The organism is Serinicoccus chungangensis, assembly GCF_006337125.1.
GTDB classification, from domain to species: domain Bacteria; phylum Actinomycetota; class Actinomycetes; order Actinomycetales; family Dermatophilaceae; genus Ornithinicoccus; species Ornithinicoccus chungangensis.
Map to the genome: position 1 here is coordinate 1,624,625 of NZ_CP040887.1, position 20,760 is coordinate 1,645,384.

A 20,760-nucleotide genomic window follows, 5' to 3' on the forward strand; every position below is an offset into this window, starting at 1 on the left:
GGCTGGTGCGTAGATTGTAGACAATCATCGTCAGGAGGACAGATGGAGTACGACGTCGCCCGGCTCTCCCGGGCCCTCGGGTCCCAGGTGCGGGGGTCGGTCGGCGCGGACGCGCTCTCGCGGGCGCTCTACGCCACCGACGCGTCCAACTACCGCGTCGTGCCCGACGTCGTCGTCGTGCCGCGGGACGAGCAGGACCTCGTCACGGCGCTGGCGCTGGCCCGCGAGGCGGGGGCACCGGTCGCGCTGCGCGGGGGAGGGACCTCGATGGCCGGCAACGCGCTCGGCGGCGTGGTCGTCGACGTCTCGCGGCACCTCGACCGCGTCCTCGACCTCGACCCGGTCGCGCGGACGGCGACCGTCCAGCCGGGGGTCGTGCTCGGCCACCTCGTGGCGGCGGCGAGGAGGCACGGCCTGACCTTCGGCGCCGACCCGTCGTCGGCGAGCCGCTGCACGCTCGGCGGGATGATCGCCAACAACGCCTGCGGGGCGCACTCCGTCGCCTGGGGGACCACGGCGGACAACGTGCGGAGCCTGCGGGTGCTCACCGCGGCGGGGGAGCAGGCGAGGGTGGACGCCCTCGGGCCCGACGGTGCCGGGGCGGGAGCCGCACCCGACCCCGCCCTGGCCGGCATCCACGCCGAGATGTCCCGCCTCGGCCGGGACCATGCGACCCTCGTCGGCCGGCGCTTCGGGACCTTCTCCCGGCAGATCTCGGGGTACGCCCTCCAGCACCTGCACCCCGACCGCGGCGTCGACCTGGCACGGCTGCTGTGCGGCAGCGAGGGCACCCTCGCCACCACGCTGGAGGCGACCGTCGCGCTCGCCGAGCCGCCGCCCGCGGTGGTCCTGCTGACGCTGGGCTTCCCGGACGCGGTGTCGGCCGCGCGCAGCGTGCCCACCGTCCTCCCGCACGGGCCGCTGACGATGGAGTCCATCAACGCCACCCTCGTCGAGCGGCTGCCCGACGACACCCGACGGGCGGCGCAGCGGGCCGGGCTGCCGGAGGGGCGCATGTGGCTGCTCGTCGAGATCGGCGGCGACGACGACGCCGAGGCGCGCACCCGGGCGGCCGACGTGGCCGAGGCGGTGCGTGACGGCATACCCGGCAGCACGGCGGCCGTCGTCACCGACCCCGGCGCGCAGGCGGTGCTGTGGCGCTGCCGCCGGGACGGCACCGGTCTGGCCACGCGGCGCGCGGACGGCGCCGAGGCGTGGGCGGGGTGGGAGGACGCCGCGGTCCCGCCGCAGCGGCTCGGTGACTACCTCACCGGGCTGGACGACCTCATGGGGCGCTACGGCTACTCGGGCGCGTCCTACGGCCACTTCGGCGAGGGCTGCATGCATCTGCGCATCGACTTCGACCTCGTCACGGACGCCGGGGTGCGGGACTACCGCGCGTTCGTCGAGCAGGCCACCGACCTGGTCGTCTCGATGGGCGGGTCGGTCTCGGGCGAGCACGGCGACGGGCGGGCGCGCGGCGGCCTGCTGGAGCGGATGTACGGCGCGGACGCGACCGCGCTGTTCGCGGAGGTCAAGCGCGCGTGGGACCCCCAGGGGCGGCTCAACCCCGGCGTCATCGTGGACCCGCCGCCGGTCGACGCGTCCCTGCGCCAGCACGGCCACGCGCGGGGCTTCCCGCAGCGCACCACCCTGGCCTTCACGGCCGACGGCGGCAGCTTCGCGCAGGCGCAGCGACGCTGCGTCGGGGTGGGCAAGTGCGTCCAGACCTCCGGCGGGGTGATGTGCCCGAGCTACCAGGTCACCCGGGACGAGAAGGACTCCACCCGGGGCCGCGCGCGTGTGCTCTTCGAGATGATGGAGGGCGACGTCATCACCGACGGGTGGCGGGCCGAGGAGGTCCACGACGCGCTCGACCTGTGCCTGTCGTGCAAGGGGTGCGTGGGCGACTGCCCGGTCAACGTCGACATGGCGACCTACAAGGCCGAGTTCACCCACCAGTACTACCGGGGCCGGCCGTGGGCGCGGCCGCGCTCGCACTGGTCGATGGGGTGGCTGCCGGCGCTCGCGCGCGGCGCGGCGCTCGCCCCCCGGGCGACGAACGCGCTGACCGGCTCGCGCCTGGCCGGTGCGGTGCGGCGGGCCGGGGGCGTGGCCGCCGACCGCGAGCTGCCCACCTTCGCCGCCCGCAGCCTCACGTCGTGGTTCGCGAAGGAGCACACGCCCGCGCGGGGGCAGGGACGCACCCCCGTCCTGCTCTGGCCGGACACCTTCACCACCTTCCTCGCGCCCGAGGTGGGCCGGGCCGCGGTCGCGGTGCTCGAGGACGCCGGGATGGAGGTCCACCTGCCGCGCGGGCCGGTGTGCTGCGGCCTCACCTGGGTCTCGACCGGTCAGCTCGGCGTGGCCCAGCGGGTCCTGCGGCGGTCGCTGGCCACCATCGGGCCGGCCCTGCGGGCCGGGGCGGTGGTCGTCGGGCTCGAGCCCAGCTGCACGGCGCTCTTCCGGCACGAGGCGGTCGACCTGCTCCCGGACGATGAGCTCGCGGCGCTCGCGAAGGGCCAGGTGCGGACGCTGGCCGAGACGCTCGCCGAGGTGGCGCCCGGGTGGGAGCCGCCGCAGGTCGGTGGCGACGCGCTCGTCCAGGTCCACTGCCACCAGCACGCGGTGCTGGGCTTCGACGCCGACCGGGCCCTCATGGAGCGGGCCGGGATCCGGGCGCGGGTCCCGGACTCCGGGTGCTGCGGGCTCGCCGGCAACTTCGGCTTCGAGGACGGGCACGCCGACCTCTCGCGGCAGATCGGGGAGCGCGTGCTGGCCCCCGAGGTCCGCGCGGCGGACGCCTCCACCGCGGTGCTCGCCGACGGCTTCTCCTGCCGCACCCAGATCGCCGACCTCACCCCCCGCCGCGGCCGCCACCTGGCCGAGCTGCTGGCCGACGGCATACCCCGCACCCAGGCGGCGGGCGCCGGCGGGTCCGCGCCGGGCCCGCGGTAGGCATACACAGGACGCGCCGTAGGCGCGCTCCGGACGGGTGCTCGCGCTACACAGGACGCATGTCTGGGATACACAGGACGCGTGTTCCGACAGACGAGTCGTGTCTGTGCCTCGCGCACGTCCTGGGGGTGCTGACGACGTGTTCGGTGTGCGCTGGTGACGAGTTCGGTATGCGCTGGTGACGTGTTCTGTGTGCGCTGGTGACGTGTTCTGTGTGCGCTGGTGACGTGTTCTGTGGGTGGCTAGCGCGCGTCCGGGGCGAGCAGGTGGAGGATCGTGCGGGCGTAGCCCCGGGCGGCGACGAGCAGCTCCTCGACCGCGACCGACTCGTCGGGCCGGTGGGCCTGCTCGTGCACCGAGCCGGGGCCCTGGACCACCACGGGGACGCCCCACTCACGCGCCACGAAGCCGCCGTCGCAGGCGGCCGTCCACCCCTGGAGCGGCACCGGGCCGCGCCCGGCCCCGTCCGTCGCCGCGTCGACGACCCGCACGAGCTCCTCGGACGGCGACGTCTCGAAGCCGGGCATGTCCATGGGCGAGCTCACCGACCAGCTCAGCCCGCGCGACTCCAGGTCGAGCGCCGCGAGTCGCTCCCGGACGGTCTCGACGACCGTCTCCATCGGCTCCCCGGGCAGCAGCCGGCGGTCCACCTCGACGCGGCACAGGTCGGGCACGGCCGACCCCGACGTGCCGCCCCGGATGACGCCGACGTTGACGGTGGCCGGGCCCACCAGGGCGTGCGCGGCCGTCGCCAGCTCCTCGTGCCACCGGTCCAGGTCCGCGACGACCAGGGCCGCGCCGCTGATGGCGTTGCGCCCGTCGGCCGGTCGGCCAGCGTGGGCGGCGACCCCGCGCACCTCGATGTGCAGGTATGACGCACCGCGCGCGGCCACGACCGTCGCCAGGTCCGTGGGCTCGGCCACGACGCACCCCAGCAGCGGCGGGGGCGGCTGCTGCACGTAACGGCGGATGCCGATGCCGTTCTGCTCCTCGTCGCACAGCGCGTCCAGCCGGACCGGGCCGCTGAGCCGGACCCCGCTCTCGTGGACGGCGGCCATCGCGACCAGGACCGCCGCGAGCCCGCCCTTCATGTCGGCGCTGCCGCGGCCGACGATCCGCCCGTCGACGAGCGCCGCGGCATACGGGTCGACACCCCAGTCCTCCAGCGACCCGGGCGGGACGACGTCCGTGTGCCCGAGGAAGAGCAGACCGGGGCCGTCGCCGCCGTCGAGCCGCACGCCGACGTTGGGCCGGCCCGGCTCCACCTCCTCGAGCGCGGACCGCAGCCCCAGCTCCTGGGCGAGCCCGGCCAGCACGTCCGCCGTCGCGGCCTCCTCGCCCGGGGGGTTGGCGCCGGGGGCCCGGACGAGCCGCTGCGTCAGCGGCACCAGCCGGTCGGCGGTGATCCGGCCCAGGACCTCCTGCTCGGTGCCCGTCCGCTCGCCCCCGCCGCGCCCGGTGCCGGCCTGGCCGGCGCCGGTCATCGGCCGGCGGCGACGTCCACCGCGCGCGCCAGCCTCGCCACCCCCTCGTGGATGCGCTCCGGCCGGGTCGAGGCGAAGCAGAGCCGCAGGTCGTGCGGGAAGCGGCGGGCGGGGGAGAAGGCGTTGCCCGGGATGTAGGCGACGCCCTCGGCCAGGGCGGTCTCGAAGAGCGCCTCGGTGTCCACCTCCTCGCCGAAGGACACCCAGAGGAAGAAGCCGCCCTCGGGGTCGGTCCACGTCGCCCGGCCGGAGAAGTGCTCGGTGAGCGCCTGCTGCATGGCGTCCTTGCGCCGGCGGTACTCCTCCCGCTGCACGGCGAGGTGCTCCTCCAGCCGTCCCGAGCGCAGGAAGGCGGCGACGAGACGCTGGGCGGGCAGGTTGGTGCAGGTGTCCATGGACTGCTTGGCGTGGATGAGCAGCTGGCCCAGCGAGGGGTCCGCGTCCACCCAGCCCACCCGCAGCCCGGGGGCGACGATCTTGGAGAAGGTGCGCACCGAGAAGACCAAGGGGTCGCCGTCGGCGAGCTCGTGCAGGCTCGGCACCGGGTGCCCCGCGAAGCGCAGCATGCCGTAGGGGTCGTCGTCGAGGACGACGCTGCCCCAGGAGCGGGCCACCTCGAGCAGCTCGCGACGACGGTCCAGGGACATCGTGGTGCCGGAGGGGTTCTGGAAGGTCGGGACGGTGTAGATGACCTTGGGCGCCCGGCCCGCCCGGTCGACGGCGGCGCGCAGCGCGTCGATGGACATCCCGTCCTCGTCGACCTCGATCTCGGCGAGCTCGGCCTGGTAGGCCAGGGCGGTCGCGCTGCCGTTGGTGTAGGTGGGCGACTCCACGGTGACGAGGTCACCCGGGTCGATGAACAGCTTGGCGGCGAGGTCGAGCCCCTGCATGCCGCCGGCGGTGATGGTGAGCCGGTCCTCGGTGGTGGCGTCGGTCGTGCCCTCGAGCATGGTCAGCAGCGCGGCGCGCAGGTCCGGGTCGCCCTCCGTCGCCGCGTAGTCGAAGGACGCGGGCGTGCCGAGCTCGGCCGCGGCGGCCTCGGCGAGCGCCTCGGTGGGGATCGCCTCGGCCGCGGGGCTGCCCATGGCGAAGCGGACGATGTCGTGGGTCTGCCGGGCCAGCAGCGAGGTGCTGGAGTCGATGACCGACCCGACCAGCAGGTCGGCCCGGGAGGCCAGCGGGAGGTGGGTCGTGGCGGCGGAGGTCATGGGTGGGTCACCAGTCCTTGGTCGAGGGGGGCGAGCAGTTCGGGCGGGCCGTCGGTGACCAGCACCGACTCGGAGGTCTCGTAGCCCCAGCGGTCCATCCACATCCCGAGGATGACGTGGAAGCACATTCCGGGCGTCAGCACCGTGTGGTCCTCGGCGCGCAGGCTGACGGTGCGCTCGCCCCAGTCGGGCGGGTAGCCGATGCCGATGGAGTAGCCGATCCGCGACTCCTTGGACAGGCCGTAGCGGGAGATGGTGCGGGTGAAGGCCGCGTGCACGTCGGCCGTGGTGCTGCCGGGCCGCATCGCCGCGAGCGCCTGCTCCAGCCCGAGGCCGGTGGCCTCGGCGGTCTGTGCGAGCTGGGCGGGGGGAGGCCCCAGGCTGACGGTGCGCGCCAGCGGCACGTGGTAGCGCCGGTGCACGCCGGCCAGCTCGATCGTCGTGGCCTCGCCCTGCCGCAGCGGCTCCTCGACCCAGGTCAGGTGCGGGGTGCCGGCGGTCTCCCCGCTGGGCAGCATCGGCACGATGGCGGGGTAGTCGCCGCCGAGCGCCTCGGTGCCGTGGGCCTGCGCCTGCTGGATCTGCGCGACCACGTCGCACTGGCGCGCCCCCGCCCGCAGGCTGTCGATGGCGACGGTCATGGCCCGCACCGTCACCTCACCGGCCGCCCGCATGAGCGCGATCTCGGTGTCCGACTTGACCACCCGCAGCCAGTTGACCAGCTCGTGGCTGTCGACCAGCCGTGCCTCGGGCAGGCAGGCGTCCAGGGCGAGGTAGGCGCGCGGGCTGAAGTAGTGGGCGTCCAGCTCCAGGGCCAGCACGCAGGGCCCGGTGGGCAGCGCGCCGACCTCGCGGCCGCGGCGGGCGATCCACTCCCAGGGGTGGATGTCGCGCCGGTGGACGTAGTGCTCGGGGTAGCCGTGGATGCGCTCGGGCGGCAGGGTCGCGGTGTGGTGCCCGCCCTTGGCGTCCATGGCCCGGAGCACCAGGTGGGCCTCGCCCCGCACCGGGACCAGCAGGGCCTGCGGCATGTAGAACGACCAGGCGTTGTAGCCGGTGAGGTAGTAGAGGTTGGCCGGGTCGGTGACGACCAGCGCGTCCTGGCCGCGGCCGGCCAGCACCTCCTGGACCCGCGCCAGCCGCTCCTCGTGCTCGGCCCGCAGGAGGTGCGGGTGGGCCGTCTGCTCGGCCGTGGTGATCTCGGTCAGCTCGCTCACGGTGCTCCCTGCAGGGTCGGGGTGGTGCTGAGGACGTCGTGGTCCCCGAGGTCGGGGCGCCGGTCGAGCAGCGGCTGGCCGGGCCCGACGGCCTGGCGGCCCAGCACCGCGAGCGCGAGCCACAGGGTGACCTGGTTGGCGCTGAGGACGGGTATGCCGAGCGCGGCCCCGAGGTCGGCCAGGAGGTCGTAGGTCCGCAGGTTGGTGCAGGAGACGAAGACGGCCCCTGCGTCGGGGGACACGGTGCGCCGCACGAGGTCTGCCGTGACCTCCTCGGGGACGGTCCAGATCTCCCCGGACAGGCCGAGGTGCCCGGTGGAGACCACCTCGATCCCGGCCGCGGTGAGGAAGCGTCCCAGGCTGACGGTGACGTCCTCGTCGTAGGGCGTCACGACGCTGACCCGGTCGACGCCCAGCGCGCGGAGGGCGCCGACGGCGGCGCCGCTGGTCGTGACCGCCGCGGGGGCGCCGGCCTCGACGACGGTCTCGCGCAGCGCGCGCTCGCCCGGCGCCCCGGCGACGAAGCTCCCGGACGTGCAGGCGTAGGCCACCACGCCCGGGAGGACGGCCGACAGGTCGTGCGTCGCCTGGACCACCGCACCGGGCGCCCCGACCGCCCGCGCCTGGGCCATGCTCACCGGCAGCGGCAGGTGCGGCGTCCGGGTCAGGTGCAGGGTGGCGCCCAGCGGGCACCACCGCCACAGCTCACGGTCCAGGGCGAAGTCGTAGGGCACGATCACGCCGATCCCGTCCTCGCGGATCTCACGCACCTGCCCCACCCTGCCTGACGACGAGGATTGTTGACAATCCGACACGGCCTTTCTACGGTCTCGGTGTGACGGGATCTCGCGCACGAGCCGTGGTGCTGACGGCGCCGGGTCTGGACCCGCCGCCCCAGCTCGCCGACCTGGAGGACGACCTCGACCTGCACGTCGTGGACGCCGAGGGGCTCGCGTCGGCCCTCGGCGGGGCGAGGGTGCTCTTCCTCTGGGACTTCTTCTCGCCCGCGGTGGCGCAGGCGTGGGACTCGGCCGACGCGCTCGAGTGGATCCACGTGGCGGCCGCCGGCGTCGACAGCCTGCTCTTCCCCGCGCTGGTCCGCTCGCCGGTCACCGTCACCAACGCCCAGGGGGTCTTCGACCGCCCCATCGCGGAGTTCGTCCTGGCCAGCGTGCTCGCGCACGCCAAGCGGCTGCACGAGAGCCGCGAGCTGCAGCGCCAGCACGTGTGGCAGCACCGGGAGACGACGCTCCTGCAGGGCCAGCGGGTGCTGGTCGTCGGCACCGGCGGGATCGGTCGGGCGACCGTCCACCTGCTGCGCGCCGTGGGCTGCGAGGTGCGCGCCGTGGGTCGGCGGGCGGTCCCGGACGACCCGGAGCTCGGCGAGGTCGTGGCGAGCGACGCGCTCGCCGCGCACGTCGGCTGGGCCGACCACGTCGTCAACGCCGCGCCCCTGACCGCCGCCACGACCGGGCTGCTGGACGCCGCGGTGTTCGCGGCCATGCGGCCGGGGGCGCACGTCGTCAACATCGGCCGCGGGGCGAGCGTCGTGCAGGAGGACCTCCTCGCGGCCCTGCGCGAGGGGCATCTCGGCGGGGCCTCGCTCGACGTGCTGGAGGAGGAGCCCCCGCCACCGGGGTCCCCGGTGTGGGACACCCCCGGCCTCGTGCTCTCGGCCCACCTGTCCGGCGACGTCGTCGGCTGGCGGGACACCCTGGCCGAGCAGTTCGTCGCCAACGCCCGCCGCTTCCTCGCCGGTGCACCCCTGAGCGGGGTCGTCGACAAGGAGCTGGGCTACGTACCCCGCTCGCCCGCAGGTCAGGTCCAGGTATGACGTCCGCCCCCCGCGGCGGGGCAGGTCCCCGTCACCCGTCCCGCCCGACCGCGCTGGAGCTCTCCGCCGGGTTCGCCGCGGGCAGCACCACGCCGGAGCAGGCCACGGAGCGGGCCCTGGCGGCGATCGAGGCCCTGGACCCGCTCGTGCGGGCCATGGTGCTGGTCGACGCCGAGGGGGCCAGGCGCGCGGCCCACGAGTCGACGCGCCGCTGGGAGCAGGGACGGCCGCTCGGCCCGGCGGACGGCATACCGACGACGATCAAGGACATCCTGCTCACCCGGGGGTGGCCGACGCTGCGGGGGAGCCGGCTCATCGACCCCGGGACGGGGGCGGACTGGCCCGAGGACGCTCCCGCGGTGGCGCGTCTGCGCGCGGCCGGCTGCGTGTTCCTCGGCAAGAACGCCACCCCCGAGTTCGCCTGGAAGGGCACCACCGACTCGCTGCGGCACGGCGCGACGGGCAACCCCTGGGACCCGGCGCTCACCGCCGGTGGGTCCAGCGGGGGAGCGGCAGCGGCCGTGGGCCTGGGGATGGGCGCCTGGTCGGTCGGCACCGACGGCGGGGGGTCCGTGCGGATCCCGGCCGCCTTCACCGGGACCGTCGCGATCAAGCCCACCTACGGCCGGGTGCCGCTGCACCCGGCCAGCCCCTACGGCACCCTGGCCCACGCCGGCCCGATGACCACCTCGGTCGCGGACGCCGCCCTCATGCTCGACCTCATCGGGGTGCCCGACCCCCGCGACTGGTCCGCGCTGCCGGAGCCGCCGCGCTCCTTCCTCGACGGGATCGAGGACGGGGTCGAGGGGCTGCGGGTCGCGGTGTCCCCGCGGCTGGGGCTGGGGGGCGACGTCGTCAACCACCCGGCGGTGGACCGGGCCCTGCTCGAGGCCGCCGAGGTGCTGGCCGCCGCGGGGGCCCGGGTCGAGGAGGTCGACCCGGAGCTGGCCGGCACGGGCTGCCTGGAGGCCTTCCACACGCTGTGGTTCACCGGTGCCGACAAGGTCGTCCAGGCCTACGGTCAGGACGCCCTGGAGCAGGTCGACCCCGGGCTCCGGCGGGCGATCCGTCGCCACGGGCAGGGGGTGAGCGCCGCGGACTACCTCGACGCCACCGCCGTGCGGATGGAGCTGGGTCGACGGATGGGCCGCTTCCACGAGGAGCACGACGTGCTCCTCACGCCGACCGTCCCCGGCCCCGCCTTCGACCTCACCCGGCAGGGGCCCGACGCCCCCGACCAGCTGTGGACGTCGTGGACCCCCTACACCTACCCCTTCAACATGACCCAGCAGCCGGCGCTGTCGGTGCCCGCCGGGCTCACCGACGACGGCCGACCCGTCGGCGTGCAGCTGGTGACCGCGCGGCACGCCGACGCCCTCGCCCTCCGGGTGGGGCGCACGCTGGAGCAGCGCACCCGCTGGCGCGACGTCCTACCCCCGCTGCTGGACCGGACCGAGGAGCACCCATGAGCCGCTTCATCACCATCACCCTCGACACCCGCGGCGTCACCTGCCGGGCGCGGCTGCTGGAGGACGAGGCGCCCCGGACCTGCGCCGCGGTCTGGGACGCGCTGCCGCTCACCGCGCCGGTGTTCCACGGCAAGTACGCCCGCAACGAGATCTACACCCTGCTGCCGCGCTTCGGGGACGACCCCGGCAAGGAGAACACCACGGTCACCCCCATCCCCGGTGACGTGTGCTGGTTCACCTTCGACGGCGCCGACCTCGGCAACCCCGCCTACGGCTACGAGACCGAGCGCGAGCACCGCGCGGCGGGGGAGGGCGGCATCGTCGACCTCGCCGTGTTCTACGGGCGTAACAACCTGCTCATCAACGGCGACCAGGGCTGGGTGCCCGGCAACGTGTTCGGCGAGATCGTCGACGGCCTGCCGGAGATGGCGCGCGCCTGCCAGGACGTCTGGATGGGCGGCGCCCGCGGCGAGACCCTGACGCTGGCGCGCGCCGAGGGCTGACCCGCACCGCCGCGCCGGCCGGCCTCACCCGCCGAGCGCGGCCTCCCGGATGGGACCCATCTCGATCTTCTGCTGGGTCAGCATGACCTCGGTCGCCCGACGGGCGACCTCCGGGTCCTCGTGGGTGGTGAGCTCGTCCAGCTCGGTCGGGTAGACCTGCCACGAGATCCCGAAGCGGTCCTTGAGCCAGCCGCACCGGCTCTCCTGGCCGCCGCCCTCGAGCAGCGCCGCCCAGTAGTGGTCGGTCTCCTCCTGGGTGTCCGTGCGCAGCACGAGGGAGAAGGCCTCGTCCGGGGTGAAGTGCGGCCCTCCGTTGAGGCCGGTGTAGCGCACGCCGGCGAGCTCGAACTCGACCGTCAGCACCGAGCCGACCGGCTTGTCCGACGGGGTCTCCGCGGTGTAGCGGCTCACCTCCAGGACGCGTGAGCCCGGCACGACGGAGCAGTAGAACTCGGCCGCCTCCTGTGCCTGGTCGTCGAACCACAGACAGTGCCCGAGGTGGATCATGGGGTCTCCTCCCGATCGGCGCGCCGGGGTGGCGCGCTGGTGGTGGTACGACCGTGGTCGCCCCCCGGACTCATCGCCGCACCTCCGCGGGCGAGCACCTAGGGTGGGGCCATGCGCAAGGTATGGGTGTGCGTCGGGGCGCTCCTGGTGGTCGGGTTCCTGCTGAGCCTGCCCTCGATCAGCCTGTGGCGGCCCACCCCGTCGACCCCACTGCGGCAGGGGATGTTCGCGGTGGCCGGGGTCAGCGCCCTCCTCTCCTCGCTGCTGATCGGTCTGGGTGCCGTCCTGGCCGCGCTCGCCCTCGCCGTGCGCTGGGACGTGGTGCGCCTGCCGACGGGTGCACCGGCGGCGCGAGCCGCCGGTGTCGGTGTCCTGCTCGTCGCGGCGGGGCTCGTCCTGCAGCTGCTCCAGGGCTCCGTCGGCCAGCTCGGGCTGCTGACCATGGTCGTCCTGAACGGCTCCGGGGTACTCCACGGAGTCGGCATCGCGCTGCTCGCGGTCTGGCTCCTCGGTCGTCTGGCCCCGCCGTCACAGCCTCCGGCCCCGGGTGCGGGCCCACCGGTGTCAGACCAGTCACACCCCCGCTGACGGGCGGGTCGCGGCTCCGGAGGGCCACCTCCCAGCGCCTACACTCGGGGACATGACCGACGTCCAGGGGGACAGCTCCGGGCCGGCCGGCCGACAGCGGGTGCTGCCGGTCACCGACCGGCTGTGGACGGTGCCCAACCTGCTCTCGATGGTGCGGCTGGCCCTGGTGCCCGTCTTCGTCTGGGCGCTGGTGGAGCGCGAGCTGGGGTGGGCGGCCCTCGTGCTCGTGGTGGCCGGGGTGTCCGACTTCGCGGACGGCAAGATCGCCCGCCGCTACGGGCTGACCAGCCGGCTGGGCCAGGTCCTCGACCCGATCGCCGACCGGCTCTACATCGCGGCCACGCTGCTCGGGCTCGCGGCGGTCGGGGTCATCCCCTGGTGGCTGGTCGCGGTGCTCTTCGCCCGCGAGCTGTTCATCGTGCTCATGTACCCCGTGGTGCGCCACCACCACCTCCCCATCCCCGAGGTCACCTTCATCGGCAAGGCCGCCACCTTCAACCTCCTGGGCGGCTTCCCGCTGGTGCTGCTGGGTCACGTGCCGGGCTGGTGGAGCGTGCTCAGCCTGGCCTCCGGGTGGGCCCTCGTGTGGTGGGGCACGGTCCTCTACTGGGTGACGGGTCTCGTCTACGCCTGGCAGGTGGCGGTCATGGTGCGGCAGCGCCGGCGCTCGGGGGTGCCCGCATGAGCCGCCGGCGTCCCAGCGAGGCCGACCCCGACCCGGCCGCCTCGATGGCCCTCCTGGAGGAGGTCCTCGACCCGCCGCTCGGGCCGGGCTACTCCTCGGCGGCGCAGGACCGGGTCGCCCAGGGGCTGGCCCCCTCCTCGGGCACGCGGACCTGGCTCATGTTCGGCACCGCCGTGGCGCTGGGCCTGCTGTTCACCGTGACGGCGGCCACCCTGCGCACCCCCGACCCGGCCGAGGCGGCCGGGCGCGACCAGCTCATCGAGCGGATCGAGGCGGCCCAGGAGCTGGGCGACGAGCGCACCGAGCAGGTGGCCGGGCTGCGCGCCGACATCCGCGGCATCGAGCAGGCGGAGCTGAAGACCACCGGCAGCGGTGCCCGGCTGGCCGCCGCGGAGCTGCGCGCCGGGGGAGTCGCCCTCCAGGGGCCGGGGGTCGAGGTCACCCTGCGGGACGCCGAGCGGGCGACCGACGCCGCACCGGGGGACGAGGGCGAGCTGGAGCGGGTCACCTCGCGCGACCTGCAGCTCGTGGTCAACGGCCTGTGGGGCGCCGGCGCCGAGGCCATGGCGATCAACGACCACCGGCTCACCAGCACGTCCGCGATCCGCTTCGCCGGCCAGGCCATCATCGTCGACTTCCGCGGCCTCACGCCGCCCTACGTCGTCCGGGCGATCGGTGACCCGCAGGCCCTCCAGGAGGAGCTGACCTCGGGGATGACCGGGGCCTACCTCCTGGAGCTGGACCGGCAGTTCGGGCTCGGCTCCGAGGTCGTCCCCCAGGACCGGGTCGTCGTCGGGCCGGGAGCACGCCTCAGCACGCGCGAGGGTCGGATCCCGACCGAGCTCGCGCCGCAGACCCCGGAGCAGGACGCCGCACCGAGCTCGACCCCCACCCGTGAGGAGCCCCGTTGATCCCCGTCCTCGGCCTTGTGGTCGGCATCGTCCTGGGGCTGGTCGTCAGCCCCGAGGTCCCGTCCTGGCTGCAGCCCTACCTCCCCATCGCCGTCATCGCCGCGCTCGACGCGGTCTTCGGCGCGGCCCGGGCGTCGCTGGAGGGCATCTTCAACGACCGGGTCTTCGTCATCTCCTTCCTCTCCAACGTCGTCGTGGCGGCGCTCATCGTCTTCCTCGGCAACCAGCTGGGGGTGGGGGCGCAGCTGTCCACCGGGGTGGTGGTCGTCCTGGGCCTGCGGATCTTCTCCAACGTCGCCGCCATCCGACGGCACCTGCTGGGGGCCTGAGTGGCCGAGGACCGAGGACCAGGACCCGGACCCCCGGACGAGCGCACCCCCGCGGACCGGCCCGCACGCCGGCACCTGCGGCCCCGCCGGCGCCCGCTGCCCAGCCGCGAGGAGGCGCGACGGCGGCTGCGCGCCTTCAGCCGGTTCCACCCCACGCGGGGCCAGCTCGTCGCGGCCCTGCTGACCGCCAGCCTCGGCGTGGCGCTGGTCGCCCAGGCCCGGGTGACGGAGGAGGCCGGTCTGCAGCAGCTGCGGCAGACCGAGCTGGTCGCCCTCCTGGACGACGTCACCACCCGCGCCCAGGAGCTGGGGGTGGAGGTGGCCGAGCTGGAGGACGACCGGTCCCGGCTGCTGGGGTCGGAGGGCGACGAGGCGGCCCGCGAGGCGGCGCGGCAGCGGCTGCAGTCCTACCAGATCCTGGCCGGCACCGTCCCGGTCGAGGGCCCCGGGATCACCGTGCTCGTGGACGACGACGCCGGGGTCATCACGCAGACCATGCTGCTGGACGGCATCCAGGAGCTGCGCGACGCGGGTGCCGAGGCGATCCAGGTCGGCACGGTGCGGGTGGTCGCCTCCTCCTACGTGGGGACCGGTGACCAGGGCCAGGTGCTCCTCGACGGCCAGGCGCTGAGCACGCCCTACACCATCACCGCGGTGGGGGAGGCGCATACCCTCGCGGGCGCCATGGCCATCCCCGGCGGCTTCTCCGACTCCCTGCGCGGCGCCGGCGCCGACGTCACCGTGGTGGAGGCGGACACGGTGCTCATCGACGCGTTGCACGAGCCGAGCGAGCCTCGTTACGCTCAGCCTGTGCCGCCGACCCAGGACCCCTAGGTCGCCGGCAGGCCACTGCCGTCCGAGACACGTGCGGCGACCGGTACGTCCGTCCGAGGAGAGCGATGAGCACCTTGCAGTACCCCGATGACCTGCGTTACACGACCGACCACGAGTGGGTCCGCGACGTGGGGGACGGGGTGGTGCGGGTCGGGATCACCGCCTACGCCCAGGACGCGCTCGGCGACGTCGTCTACGTCTCGCTGCCCTCCGTGGGTGACGACGTGGCCCCCGGGGACTCCTGCGGGGAGGTCGAGTCGACCAAGTCGGTGAGCGACATCTACGCCCCCCTGGCCGGCGAGGTCACGGCCGTCAACGAGCTCCTGGACGCCACCCCGGAGCTGGTCAACACCGACAGCTACGGCGAGGGCTGGATGTACGAGCTCAGGCTCGCCGACTCCTCCGTCCTGGACGGGCTCATGGACGCCGAGGCCTACGAGAGCCAGCTCGACTGAGGTGTCGGGGGCCTGACGTAGAGTTGGGCCACCACCGTCGACCACCGGTCGACGGTCAGCACACCCACCCCACCGACGAGGAGGTCCGCACCATGAGTGGCGACGATCGTGACCGCGAGCACCACGACCTGGGTGCCGACCCGACGACGGCGCGCCTGCCCGGTGGCGTGGACCTGCCCGCGGCGGAGTACTCCTTCGACGACGAGGCGCCCCGGCTCTCCGCCGACGACCAGCGCACGGTGGACGCGCTGCGGCCGGGCACGGCCCTGCTCATCGTGCTGCGCGGACCCAACTCCGGTGCCCGGTTCCTGCTGGACGCCGACGAGGTGAGCTCCGGGCGCCACCCGCACAGCGACATCTTCCTCGACGACGTCACCGTCTCGCGACGGCACGCGCAGTTCGTCAAGGAGCAGGACGGGTATGCCGTCCGCGACGTCGGGTCGCTCAACGGCACCTACGTCAACCGGCAGCGGATCGAGGAGATGCCGCTCAACCAGGGCGACGAGGTGCAGATCGGCAAGTTCCGGCTGGTCTACTACCGCGGTCGGTCGTGAGCTCACCGGCCCACGACGAGGTTCCCGCCGGGCCGGCGAGGGGGGTCTCCATCGGAGCCGTGCTCAAGCAGCTGCACGGCGACTTCCCCGACCTCACCGACTCCAAGATCCGCTACCTCGAGCAGGAGGGGCTCATCAGCCCCGAGCGCCGCGCCTCTGGCTACCGGCACTTCACCGAGGCCGACATCGCCCGCCTGCGCTTCGTCCTCACCGCCCAGCGCGACCGGTTCTGGCCGCTCAAGGTCATCAAGGACGCCCTCGACCGGCTCGACCGCGGGCTGGACGTGCCGGGCCTGACCACCTCCGCGCCGCAGGCGACCCCGACCGCCCCCGCGCCGGCACCGCCCGCCGAGACCTCGACCGAGGCCCCGGTGGCGGACCTGAGCGCCAGCGCGCTGCGTCGGCGACGGGCCGTCCGCCTCTCCCCGCCGGAGCTGCGCGAGCGCACCGGCCTCGACGCCGCGGCCTACGCCCAGCTCAAGGCCTTCGGGCTGCTGCGCACCGACGCGGGGGGCAAGCACCAGGCCGACGACGTCGACGTGGCCGAGGCCGCGGTGGCGCTGTCGCGCTACGGGCTGGAGGCCCGGCACCTGCGGCTGTTCCGGGTGGCGGCGGACCGCGAGATCGGTCTGACCCAGCAGCTCCTCGAGCCGCTGCGCCGTCGGCGCGCCCGCGGCGCCTCCGGCCCGGACCCGGCCGACCGGGAGGCCGAGCTGCTGGCGCACACGCTGTCGTTGCACGTCGCGCTCGTGCGCTCCGGGCTCGCCCAGCGCTGAGCGGAGGCCCCCACGCGACCTCCGGCCCGGCGCGCGCGGGCCGGGAGCGGTACCGTGGCGGGGTGAGAGAGCTCGACGTGCTCGGTGTCCGGGTCGAGATGCCGAACAACAGCCCCATCGTCCTGCTGCGCGAACGCGACGGGCAGCGCTACGTCCCCATCTGGATCGGGGCCCCGGAGGCCACCGCGATCGCCTACGCCCAGCAGGGGGTGGAGCCGCCGCGACCCCTGACCCACGACCTCATGGTCACCATGATCGGGGCGCTGGGGCGGACGCTGGAGGAGGTCCGCATCACCGGGCTCCAGGAGGGCATCTTCCACGCCGAGCTGCACTTCGACGGCGGGACCGTCCTGTCGGCCCGTCCCTCGGACGCCATCGCGCTGGCGCTGCGGTCGGCCACCCCGATCCGCACCACGGAGGAGCTGCTCGACGACGTCGGCGTGACCATGGCGGTCGAGGAGGAGGACGAGGTCGAGCGCTTCCGCGAGTTCCTCGACGAGGTGTCCGCGGAGGACTTCGAGTCGCCCGGGGAGCCCGGCACCGACGAGGACCGGCCCTGATGTCACGGCGTGGCGTCGTTGACCAGGGGTGCCCCTGCGCATACCGTCGACTCGTGCCCACGCGGCACCTCAGTCACACGAGTCACACGAGTCATAACTGCGAGGAGGACCGGTGAACGTTGGAGCAGACGCACCGGGCGGGTCGAGCGGACGCCCGATGGACCAGCCGGCCGCCTCGCAGGGGCTGCTGTTCACCGAGGACACCGCCGCGCTGGACGACGGCATCGGCTACCGCGGCCCCACGGTCTGCGGCGCGGCCGGGGTGACCTACCGCCAGCTCGACTACTGGGCCCGCACCGGGCTCCTGGAGCCTTCGGTGCGCAACCCCTCCGGGTCCGGCACGCAGCGGCTCTACAGCTTCCGCGACATCCTCGTGCTCAAGATCATCAAGCGGCTGCTCGACACCGGGGTCTCGCTGCAGCAGATCCGGGTGGCGGTGACCGCCCTGCGCGAGCGCGGCGTCCAGGACCTGGCCCACATCACGCTGATGAGCGACGGGGCGAGCGTCTACGAGTGCACCAGCGACGACGAGGTCATCGACCTCGTGCGCGGGGGACAGGGCGTCTTCGGCATCGCGGTCGGCAGCGTGTGGCGCGAGGTCGAGGGCCAGCTCGCGCAGCTGCCCAGCGAGCGCGCCGACGCCCCGCTCGGCGAGCACCCGGCGGACGAGCTGTCCGCCCGGCGCCGGGCCCGCAAGACCTCCTGACCCACCGGCTCCGCCGGGGCGTCGACCCCGCGGCACCGGTGCTAGATTGAGCACGCCGACGACGTCGCGTGGGAGAGTCCTCTCCGCACAGCGGTGAGGCGCCGAAGGGGCATACTCCCCACCAAGCTCTCAGGCGCCCGGGACCACGCGGAGCAGGCAACTCTGGAACGTCCCGTGCACGGGGCCGGCAGAGGGGGAGGTGCCAGCGCAGGCCCGTCCCGAAGGAGCCGTCCGTCCATGAGCCACCACTCACCCGACTTCGTCGCCCGTCACGTCGGCCCCCGCCCCGACGACGTCGACCGCATGCTCGAGGTCGTCGGCTACGACAGCCTCGAGGCCCTGGTCGAGGCGGCCACCCCCGAGGGCATCCGCGGGGCGGCGCCGCTGGCGATCGAGGCCGCGGCCAGCGAGCAGGCGGTCATCGCCGAGCTCCGCGAGCTCGCCAGCCGCAACAGCGTCGTCACCCCGATGATCGGCCTGGGCTACTACGGCACCCAGACCCCGCCGGTGGTCCTGCGCAACATCCTGGAGAACCCGGCCTGGTACACCGCCTACACGCCCTACCAGCCGGAGATCTCGCAGGGCCGCCTCGAGGCCCTGCTCAACTTCCAGACCGTCGTCACCGACCTCACCGGGCTGGCGGTGGCCGGCGCGTCCATGCTCGACGAGGGCACGGCGGCCGCGGAGGCGATGGCGCTCATGCGACGCTCCAGCAAGGTGGCCCAGGACGCCGTGCTGCTGCTCGACGAGCACGTCTTCCCGCAGACCGAGGCCGTCGTCCGGGCCCGGGCGCAGGCCATCGGCTGGCAGGTCGTCACGGCCGACGTCAGCGGCGTCTCCGACGCCGACGGCCTGCGCGCCGCGGCGGGGGACCAGGAGGTCTTCGGGGTGCTCGTCCAGTACCCGGGGGCCGACGGCCAGGTCCGCGACGTCACCGCCCTCAGCGCCGCGGCCCACGAGGCCGGTGCCCTCGTCACCGCCGCCGCGGACCTGCTCGCGCTCACCCTGCTCGCGCCGCCGTCGCGGTGGGGTGCCGACGTCGCCGTCGGCAGCACCCAGCGCCTCGGGGTGCCGCTCGGCTTCGGCGGCCCGCACGCGGGCTACCTCGCCGTCCGCGAAGGCCTGGAGCGCACCCTGCCCGGGCGCCTCGTCGGCGTGTCGAAGGACGTCGACGGCAAGCAGGCCTACCGGCTGGCGCTGCAGACGCGCGAGCAGCACATCCGGCGGGAGAAGGCGACGTCCAACATCTGCACGGCGCAGGTCCTGCTCGCCGTCATGGCGTCGATGTATGCCGTGTGGCACGGCCCCGAGGGGCTGCGCCGGATCGCGCGGCGGGTGCACGGCCAGGCCGCGGCCCTCGCCGAGGTGCTCACCGGGGCCGGCCTCGAGCTCGCCGGGGACCGCTTCTTCGACACCCTGCAGGTGCGCGTCCCGGGGCGGGCGGGCGAGGTGCTCGCGGCCGCGCTCGAGCGCGGCATCAACCTGTGGCGGGTCGACGACGACACGGTGCTGCTGTCCGTCGACGAGCTGACGACCACGGCGGACCTGCGGGCCGTCGCGGAGGCGTTCGGCGCGGACCCGGACGGGCTGCCCTCCGGCGACGGCACCGAGGAGGGGAGCTCCGGGGAGGACCTCCCCGCGCTGTTCGGCGACCTCTCCCGCGCCGGGGACGAGGCATACCTCACCCACCCGGTGTTCTCCAGCCACCGCAGCGAGACCGCCATGCTGCGCTACCTGCGCACGCTCTCCGACAAGGACTACGCGCTGGACCGGGGCATGATCCCGCTGGGCTCGTGCACCATGAAGCTCAACCCGACGACGGCCATGGAGTCGGTGACCTGGCCGGAGTTCGGGTCGATCCACCCCTTCGCGCCGGCCGACCAGAGCGAGGGCTACCGCGAGCTCATCGCCCAGCTGTGCGGCTGGCTGGAGGAGATCACCGGCTACGACCGGGTGTCCCTGCAGCCGAACGCCGGCGCGCAGGGCGAGTTCGCCGGGCTCCTCGCCATCCGGCAGTACCACCTGGCCCGCGGCGACGACCAGCGGACCGTCTGCCTCATCCCGGCCAGCGCGCACGGCACCAACGCCGCGAGCGCGGTGATGGCGGGCCTCAAGGTCGTCGTGGTGAAGAGCACCGGGACCGGGGAGGTCGACCTCGAGGACCTGCGCGCCAAGATCGACACGCACCGTGAGCAGCTGGCCGCGATCATGGTGACCTACCCGTCGACGCACGGGGTCTACGAGGACACCATCACCGAGCTCTGCGAGCTGGTGCACGAGGCCGGTGGCCAGGTCTACGTCGACGGCGCCAACCTCAACGCCCTCCTCGGGATCGCCAAGCCCGGGGAGTTCGGCGGCGACGTCAGCCACCTCAACCTGCACAAGACCTTCACCATCCCGCACGGCGGCGGCGGCCCCGGCGTCGGCCCGGTCGCCGTGCGCGAGCACCTCGCGCCGTACCTGCCCAACCACCCCTTCGACGAGCAGGCCGGACCGCAGAGTGGCCCCGGACCGATCTCGGCGGCCCCCTTCGGCTCGGCCGGCATCCTGCAGATCCCGTGGGCCTACATCCGGCTCATGGGCGGGGAGGGGCTCACCCGCTCCGGGCAGGTCGCGGTGCTGTCGGCCAACTACGTGGCCCGCCGGCTGCACGAGCACTTCCCGGTGCTCTACACCGGCGACCACGGGCTGGTGGCGCACGAGTGCATCCTCGACCTGCGCGGCCTGACCAAGACCACCGGGGTGAGCGTCGACGACGTCGCCAAGCGGCTCATCGACTACGGCTTCCACGCCCCGACGATGTCCTTCCCGGTGGCGGGCACCCTCATGGTCGAGCCGACCGAGTCCGAGGACCTCACCGAGATCGACCGCTTCATCGACGCGATGATCGCCATCCGCGCGGAGATGGACGAGGCGGCGCAGGCCGAGGGCGGCGTCGAGGCCAGCGCGCTGCGCGGGGCCCCGCACACCGCGCTGTCCCTGGCGGGGGAGTGGGACGCGTCCTACGACCGGATGCACGCGGCCTACCCCCCTGGCGTCGACCCCGACCGGAAGTACTGGCCGCCGGTGCGCCGCATCGACGGCGTCTTCGGCGACCGCAACCTCGTCTGCTCCTGCCCCCCGCCGGAGCACTTCGAGTCCTGACGCCCTCGATGGTGGTGGTCATGCACGTCACAGTGTGT

The 20,760-nt window shown here is 74.4% G+C and carries 20 protein-coding genes and 1 riboswitch; of the genes, 15 read left to right on the forward strand and 5 right to left on the reverse strand.

The genetic code is table 11. The features are described 5' to 3' along the window. The first annotated feature begins 42 nt into the window (after nt 1-42). Entirely contained in the window at nt 43-2,958 is a 2,916-nt protein-coding gene (locus tag FHD63_RS07270) for an FAD-binding and (Fe-S)-binding domain-containing protein (protein WP_139721343.1), read from the forward strand. 242 nt (nt 2,959-3,200) lie between these two features. Here the strand turns inward: FHD63_RS07270 and FHD63_RS07275 are convergent, their stop codons facing one another. Genes FHD63_RS07275 through FHD63_RS07290 form a run of 4 tightly spaced genes read right to left on the reverse strand, consistent with a single transcriptional unit; the run spans nt 3,201 to nt 7,637 of the window. Beyond that, nucleotides 3,201-4,442, reverse strand: a complete 1,242-nt coding sequence (locus tag FHD63_RS07275) for a M20 family metallopeptidase (protein ID WP_139721345.1) — start codon at nt 4,440-4,442, stop codon at nt 3,201-3,203. Further along, on the reverse strand, nt 4,439-5,650 hold the full coding sequence (locus FHD63_RS07280; protein ID WP_139721347.1) for an aminotransferase-like domain-containing protein: 1,212 nt from the start codon (nt 5,648-5,650) through the stop codon (nt 4,439-4,441). Before FHD63_RS07280 ends, FHD63_RS07275 begins: the two co-directional genes overlap by 4 nt. After that, nucleotides 5,647-6,867, reverse strand: a complete 1,221-nt coding sequence (locus FHD63_RS07285) for a M24 family metallopeptidase (RefSeq protein WP_139721349.1) — start codon at nt 6,865-6,867, stop codon at nt 5,647-5,649. Before FHD63_RS07285 ends, FHD63_RS07280 begins: the two co-directional genes overlap by 4 nt. Next, nucleotides 6,864-7,637 (reverse strand): maleate cis-trans isomerase family protein, encoded by a 774-nt coding sequence (locus FHD63_RS07290; protein ID WP_238705803.1) that lies wholly within the window; start codon nt 7,635-7,637, stop codon nt 6,864-6,866. The genes FHD63_RS07285 and FHD63_RS07290 overlap by 4 nt, the downstream gene beginning before the upstream one ends. Nucleotides 7,638-7,702: 65 nt before the next feature. Here FHD63_RS07290 and FHD63_RS07295 point away from each other — a divergent pair, with 65 nt between their 5' ends. Genes FHD63_RS07295 through FHD63_RS07305 form a run of 3 tightly spaced genes read left to right on the forward strand, consistent with a single transcriptional unit; the run spans nt 7,703 to nt 10,673 of the window. Continuing rightward, nucleotides 7,703-8,701: a D-2-hydroxyacid dehydrogenase gene (locus FHD63_RS07295; RefSeq protein WP_139721351.1), complete on the forward strand. Its 999-nt coding sequence runs from the start codon at nt 7,703-7,705 to the stop codon at nt 8,699-8,701. Next, a complete protein-coding gene (locus FHD63_RS07300) occupies nt 8,698-10,170 on the forward strand; it encodes an amidase (RefSeq protein WP_139721353.1) in 1,473 nt (490 codons plus the stop codon). Before FHD63_RS07295 ends, FHD63_RS07300 begins: the two co-directional genes overlap by 4 nt. Next, nucleotides 10,167-10,673, forward strand: coding sequence for a DUF3830 family protein (locus FHD63_RS07305; RefSeq protein ID WP_139721356.1), 507 nt, complete (start codon nt 10,167-10,169; stop codon nt 10,671-10,673). The genes FHD63_RS07300 and FHD63_RS07305 overlap by 4 nt, the downstream gene beginning before the upstream one ends. Before the next feature lie 24 nt (nt 10,674-10,697). Here the strand turns inward: FHD63_RS07305 and FHD63_RS07310 are convergent, their stop codons facing one another. Then, a complete protein-coding gene (locus tag FHD63_RS07310; protein WP_139721358.1) occupies nt 10,698-11,180 on the reverse strand; it encodes a VOC family protein in 483 nt (160 codons plus the stop codon). Between the two features lie 111 nt (nt 11,181-11,291). Here FHD63_RS07310 and FHD63_RS07315 point away from each other — a divergent pair, with 111 nt between their 5' ends. The 11 genes from FHD63_RS07315 to gcvP all read left to right on the forward strand — a co-directional run bounded on the left by FHD63_RS07315 (nt 11,292) and on the right by gcvP (nt 20,722). Beyond that, complete coding sequence (locus FHD63_RS07315) at nt 11,292-11,768, forward strand: hypothetical protein (RefSeq protein ID WP_139721360.1); 477 nt, start codon at nt 11,292-11,294, stop codon at nt 11,766-11,768. 52 nt (nt 11,769-11,820) lie between these two features. Then, complete coding sequence (locus tag FHD63_RS07320; protein WP_139721362.1) at nt 11,821-12,453, forward strand: CDP-alcohol phosphatidyltransferase family protein; 633 nt, start codon at nt 11,821-11,823, stop codon at nt 12,451-12,453. Beyond that, nucleotides 12,450-13,364 (forward strand): DUF881 domain-containing protein, encoded by a 915-nt coding sequence (locus FHD63_RS07325; protein WP_139721363.1) that lies wholly within the window; start codon nt 12,450-12,452, stop codon nt 13,362-13,364. The genes FHD63_RS07320 and FHD63_RS07325 overlap by 4 nt, the downstream gene beginning before the upstream one ends. After that, nucleotides 13,361-13,693 (forward strand): small basic family protein, encoded by a 333-nt coding sequence (locus FHD63_RS07330; RefSeq protein WP_139721365.1) that lies wholly within the window; start codon nt 13,361-13,363, stop codon nt 13,691-13,693. Before FHD63_RS07325 ends, FHD63_RS07330 begins: the two co-directional genes overlap by 4 nt. Next, a complete protein-coding gene (locus FHD63_RS07335; RefSeq protein WP_139721367.1) occupies nt 13,694-14,527 on the forward strand; it encodes a DUF881 domain-containing protein in 834 nt (277 codons plus the stop codon). It abuts the gene before it with no gap. A 65-nt stretch (nt 14,528-14,592) separates the two neighbouring features. Continuing rightward, the gene (gene gcvH, locus FHD63_RS07340) at nt 14,593-14,982 is read left to right on the forward strand and encodes a glycine cleavage system protein GcvH (protein ID WP_139721369.1); all 390 of its coding nucleotides are present in this window, start codon (nt 14,593-14,595) and stop codon (nt 14,980-14,982) included. Between the two features lie 92 nt (nt 14,983-15,074). Beyond that, nucleotides 15,075-15,536, forward strand: coding sequence for an FHA domain-containing protein (locus FHD63_RS07345; protein WP_139721371.1), 462 nt, complete (start codon nt 15,075-15,077; stop codon nt 15,534-15,536). Continuing rightward, the gene (gene ftsR / locus FHD63_RS07350; RefSeq protein WP_238705804.1) at nt 15,533-16,312 is read left to right on the forward strand and encodes a transcriptional regulator FtsR; all 780 of its coding nucleotides are present in this window, start codon (nt 15,533-15,535) and stop codon (nt 16,310-16,312) included. Before FHD63_RS07345 ends, ftsR begins: the two co-directional genes overlap by 4 nt. Nucleotides 16,313-16,374: 62 nt before the next feature. Continuing rightward, nucleotides 16,375-16,872 carry a bifunctional nuclease family protein gene (locus FHD63_RS07355; protein ID WP_139721373.1) on the forward strand — a complete coding sequence of 166 codons (498 nt, stop codon included), beginning with the start codon at nt 16,375-16,377 and terminating at the stop codon, nt 16,870-16,872. Nucleotides 16,873-17,029: 157 nt separating this feature from the next. Beyond that, nucleotides 17,030-17,578: a MerR family transcriptional regulator gene (locus FHD63_RS07360; protein WP_139721375.1), complete on the forward strand. Its 549-nt coding sequence runs from the start codon at nt 17,030-17,032 to the stop codon at nt 17,576-17,578. 59 nt (nt 17,579-17,637) lie between these two features. After that, nucleotides 17,638-17,734, forward strand: a riboswitch (glycine riboswitch). A gap of 81 nt (nt 17,735-17,815) precedes the next feature. Continuing rightward, entirely contained in the window at nt 17,816-20,722 is a 2,907-nt protein-coding gene (gene gcvP / locus FHD63_RS07365; protein ID WP_139721377.1) for an aminomethyl-transferring glycine dehydrogenase, read from the forward strand. Nucleotides 20,723-20,760: the final 38 nt, after the last annotated feature.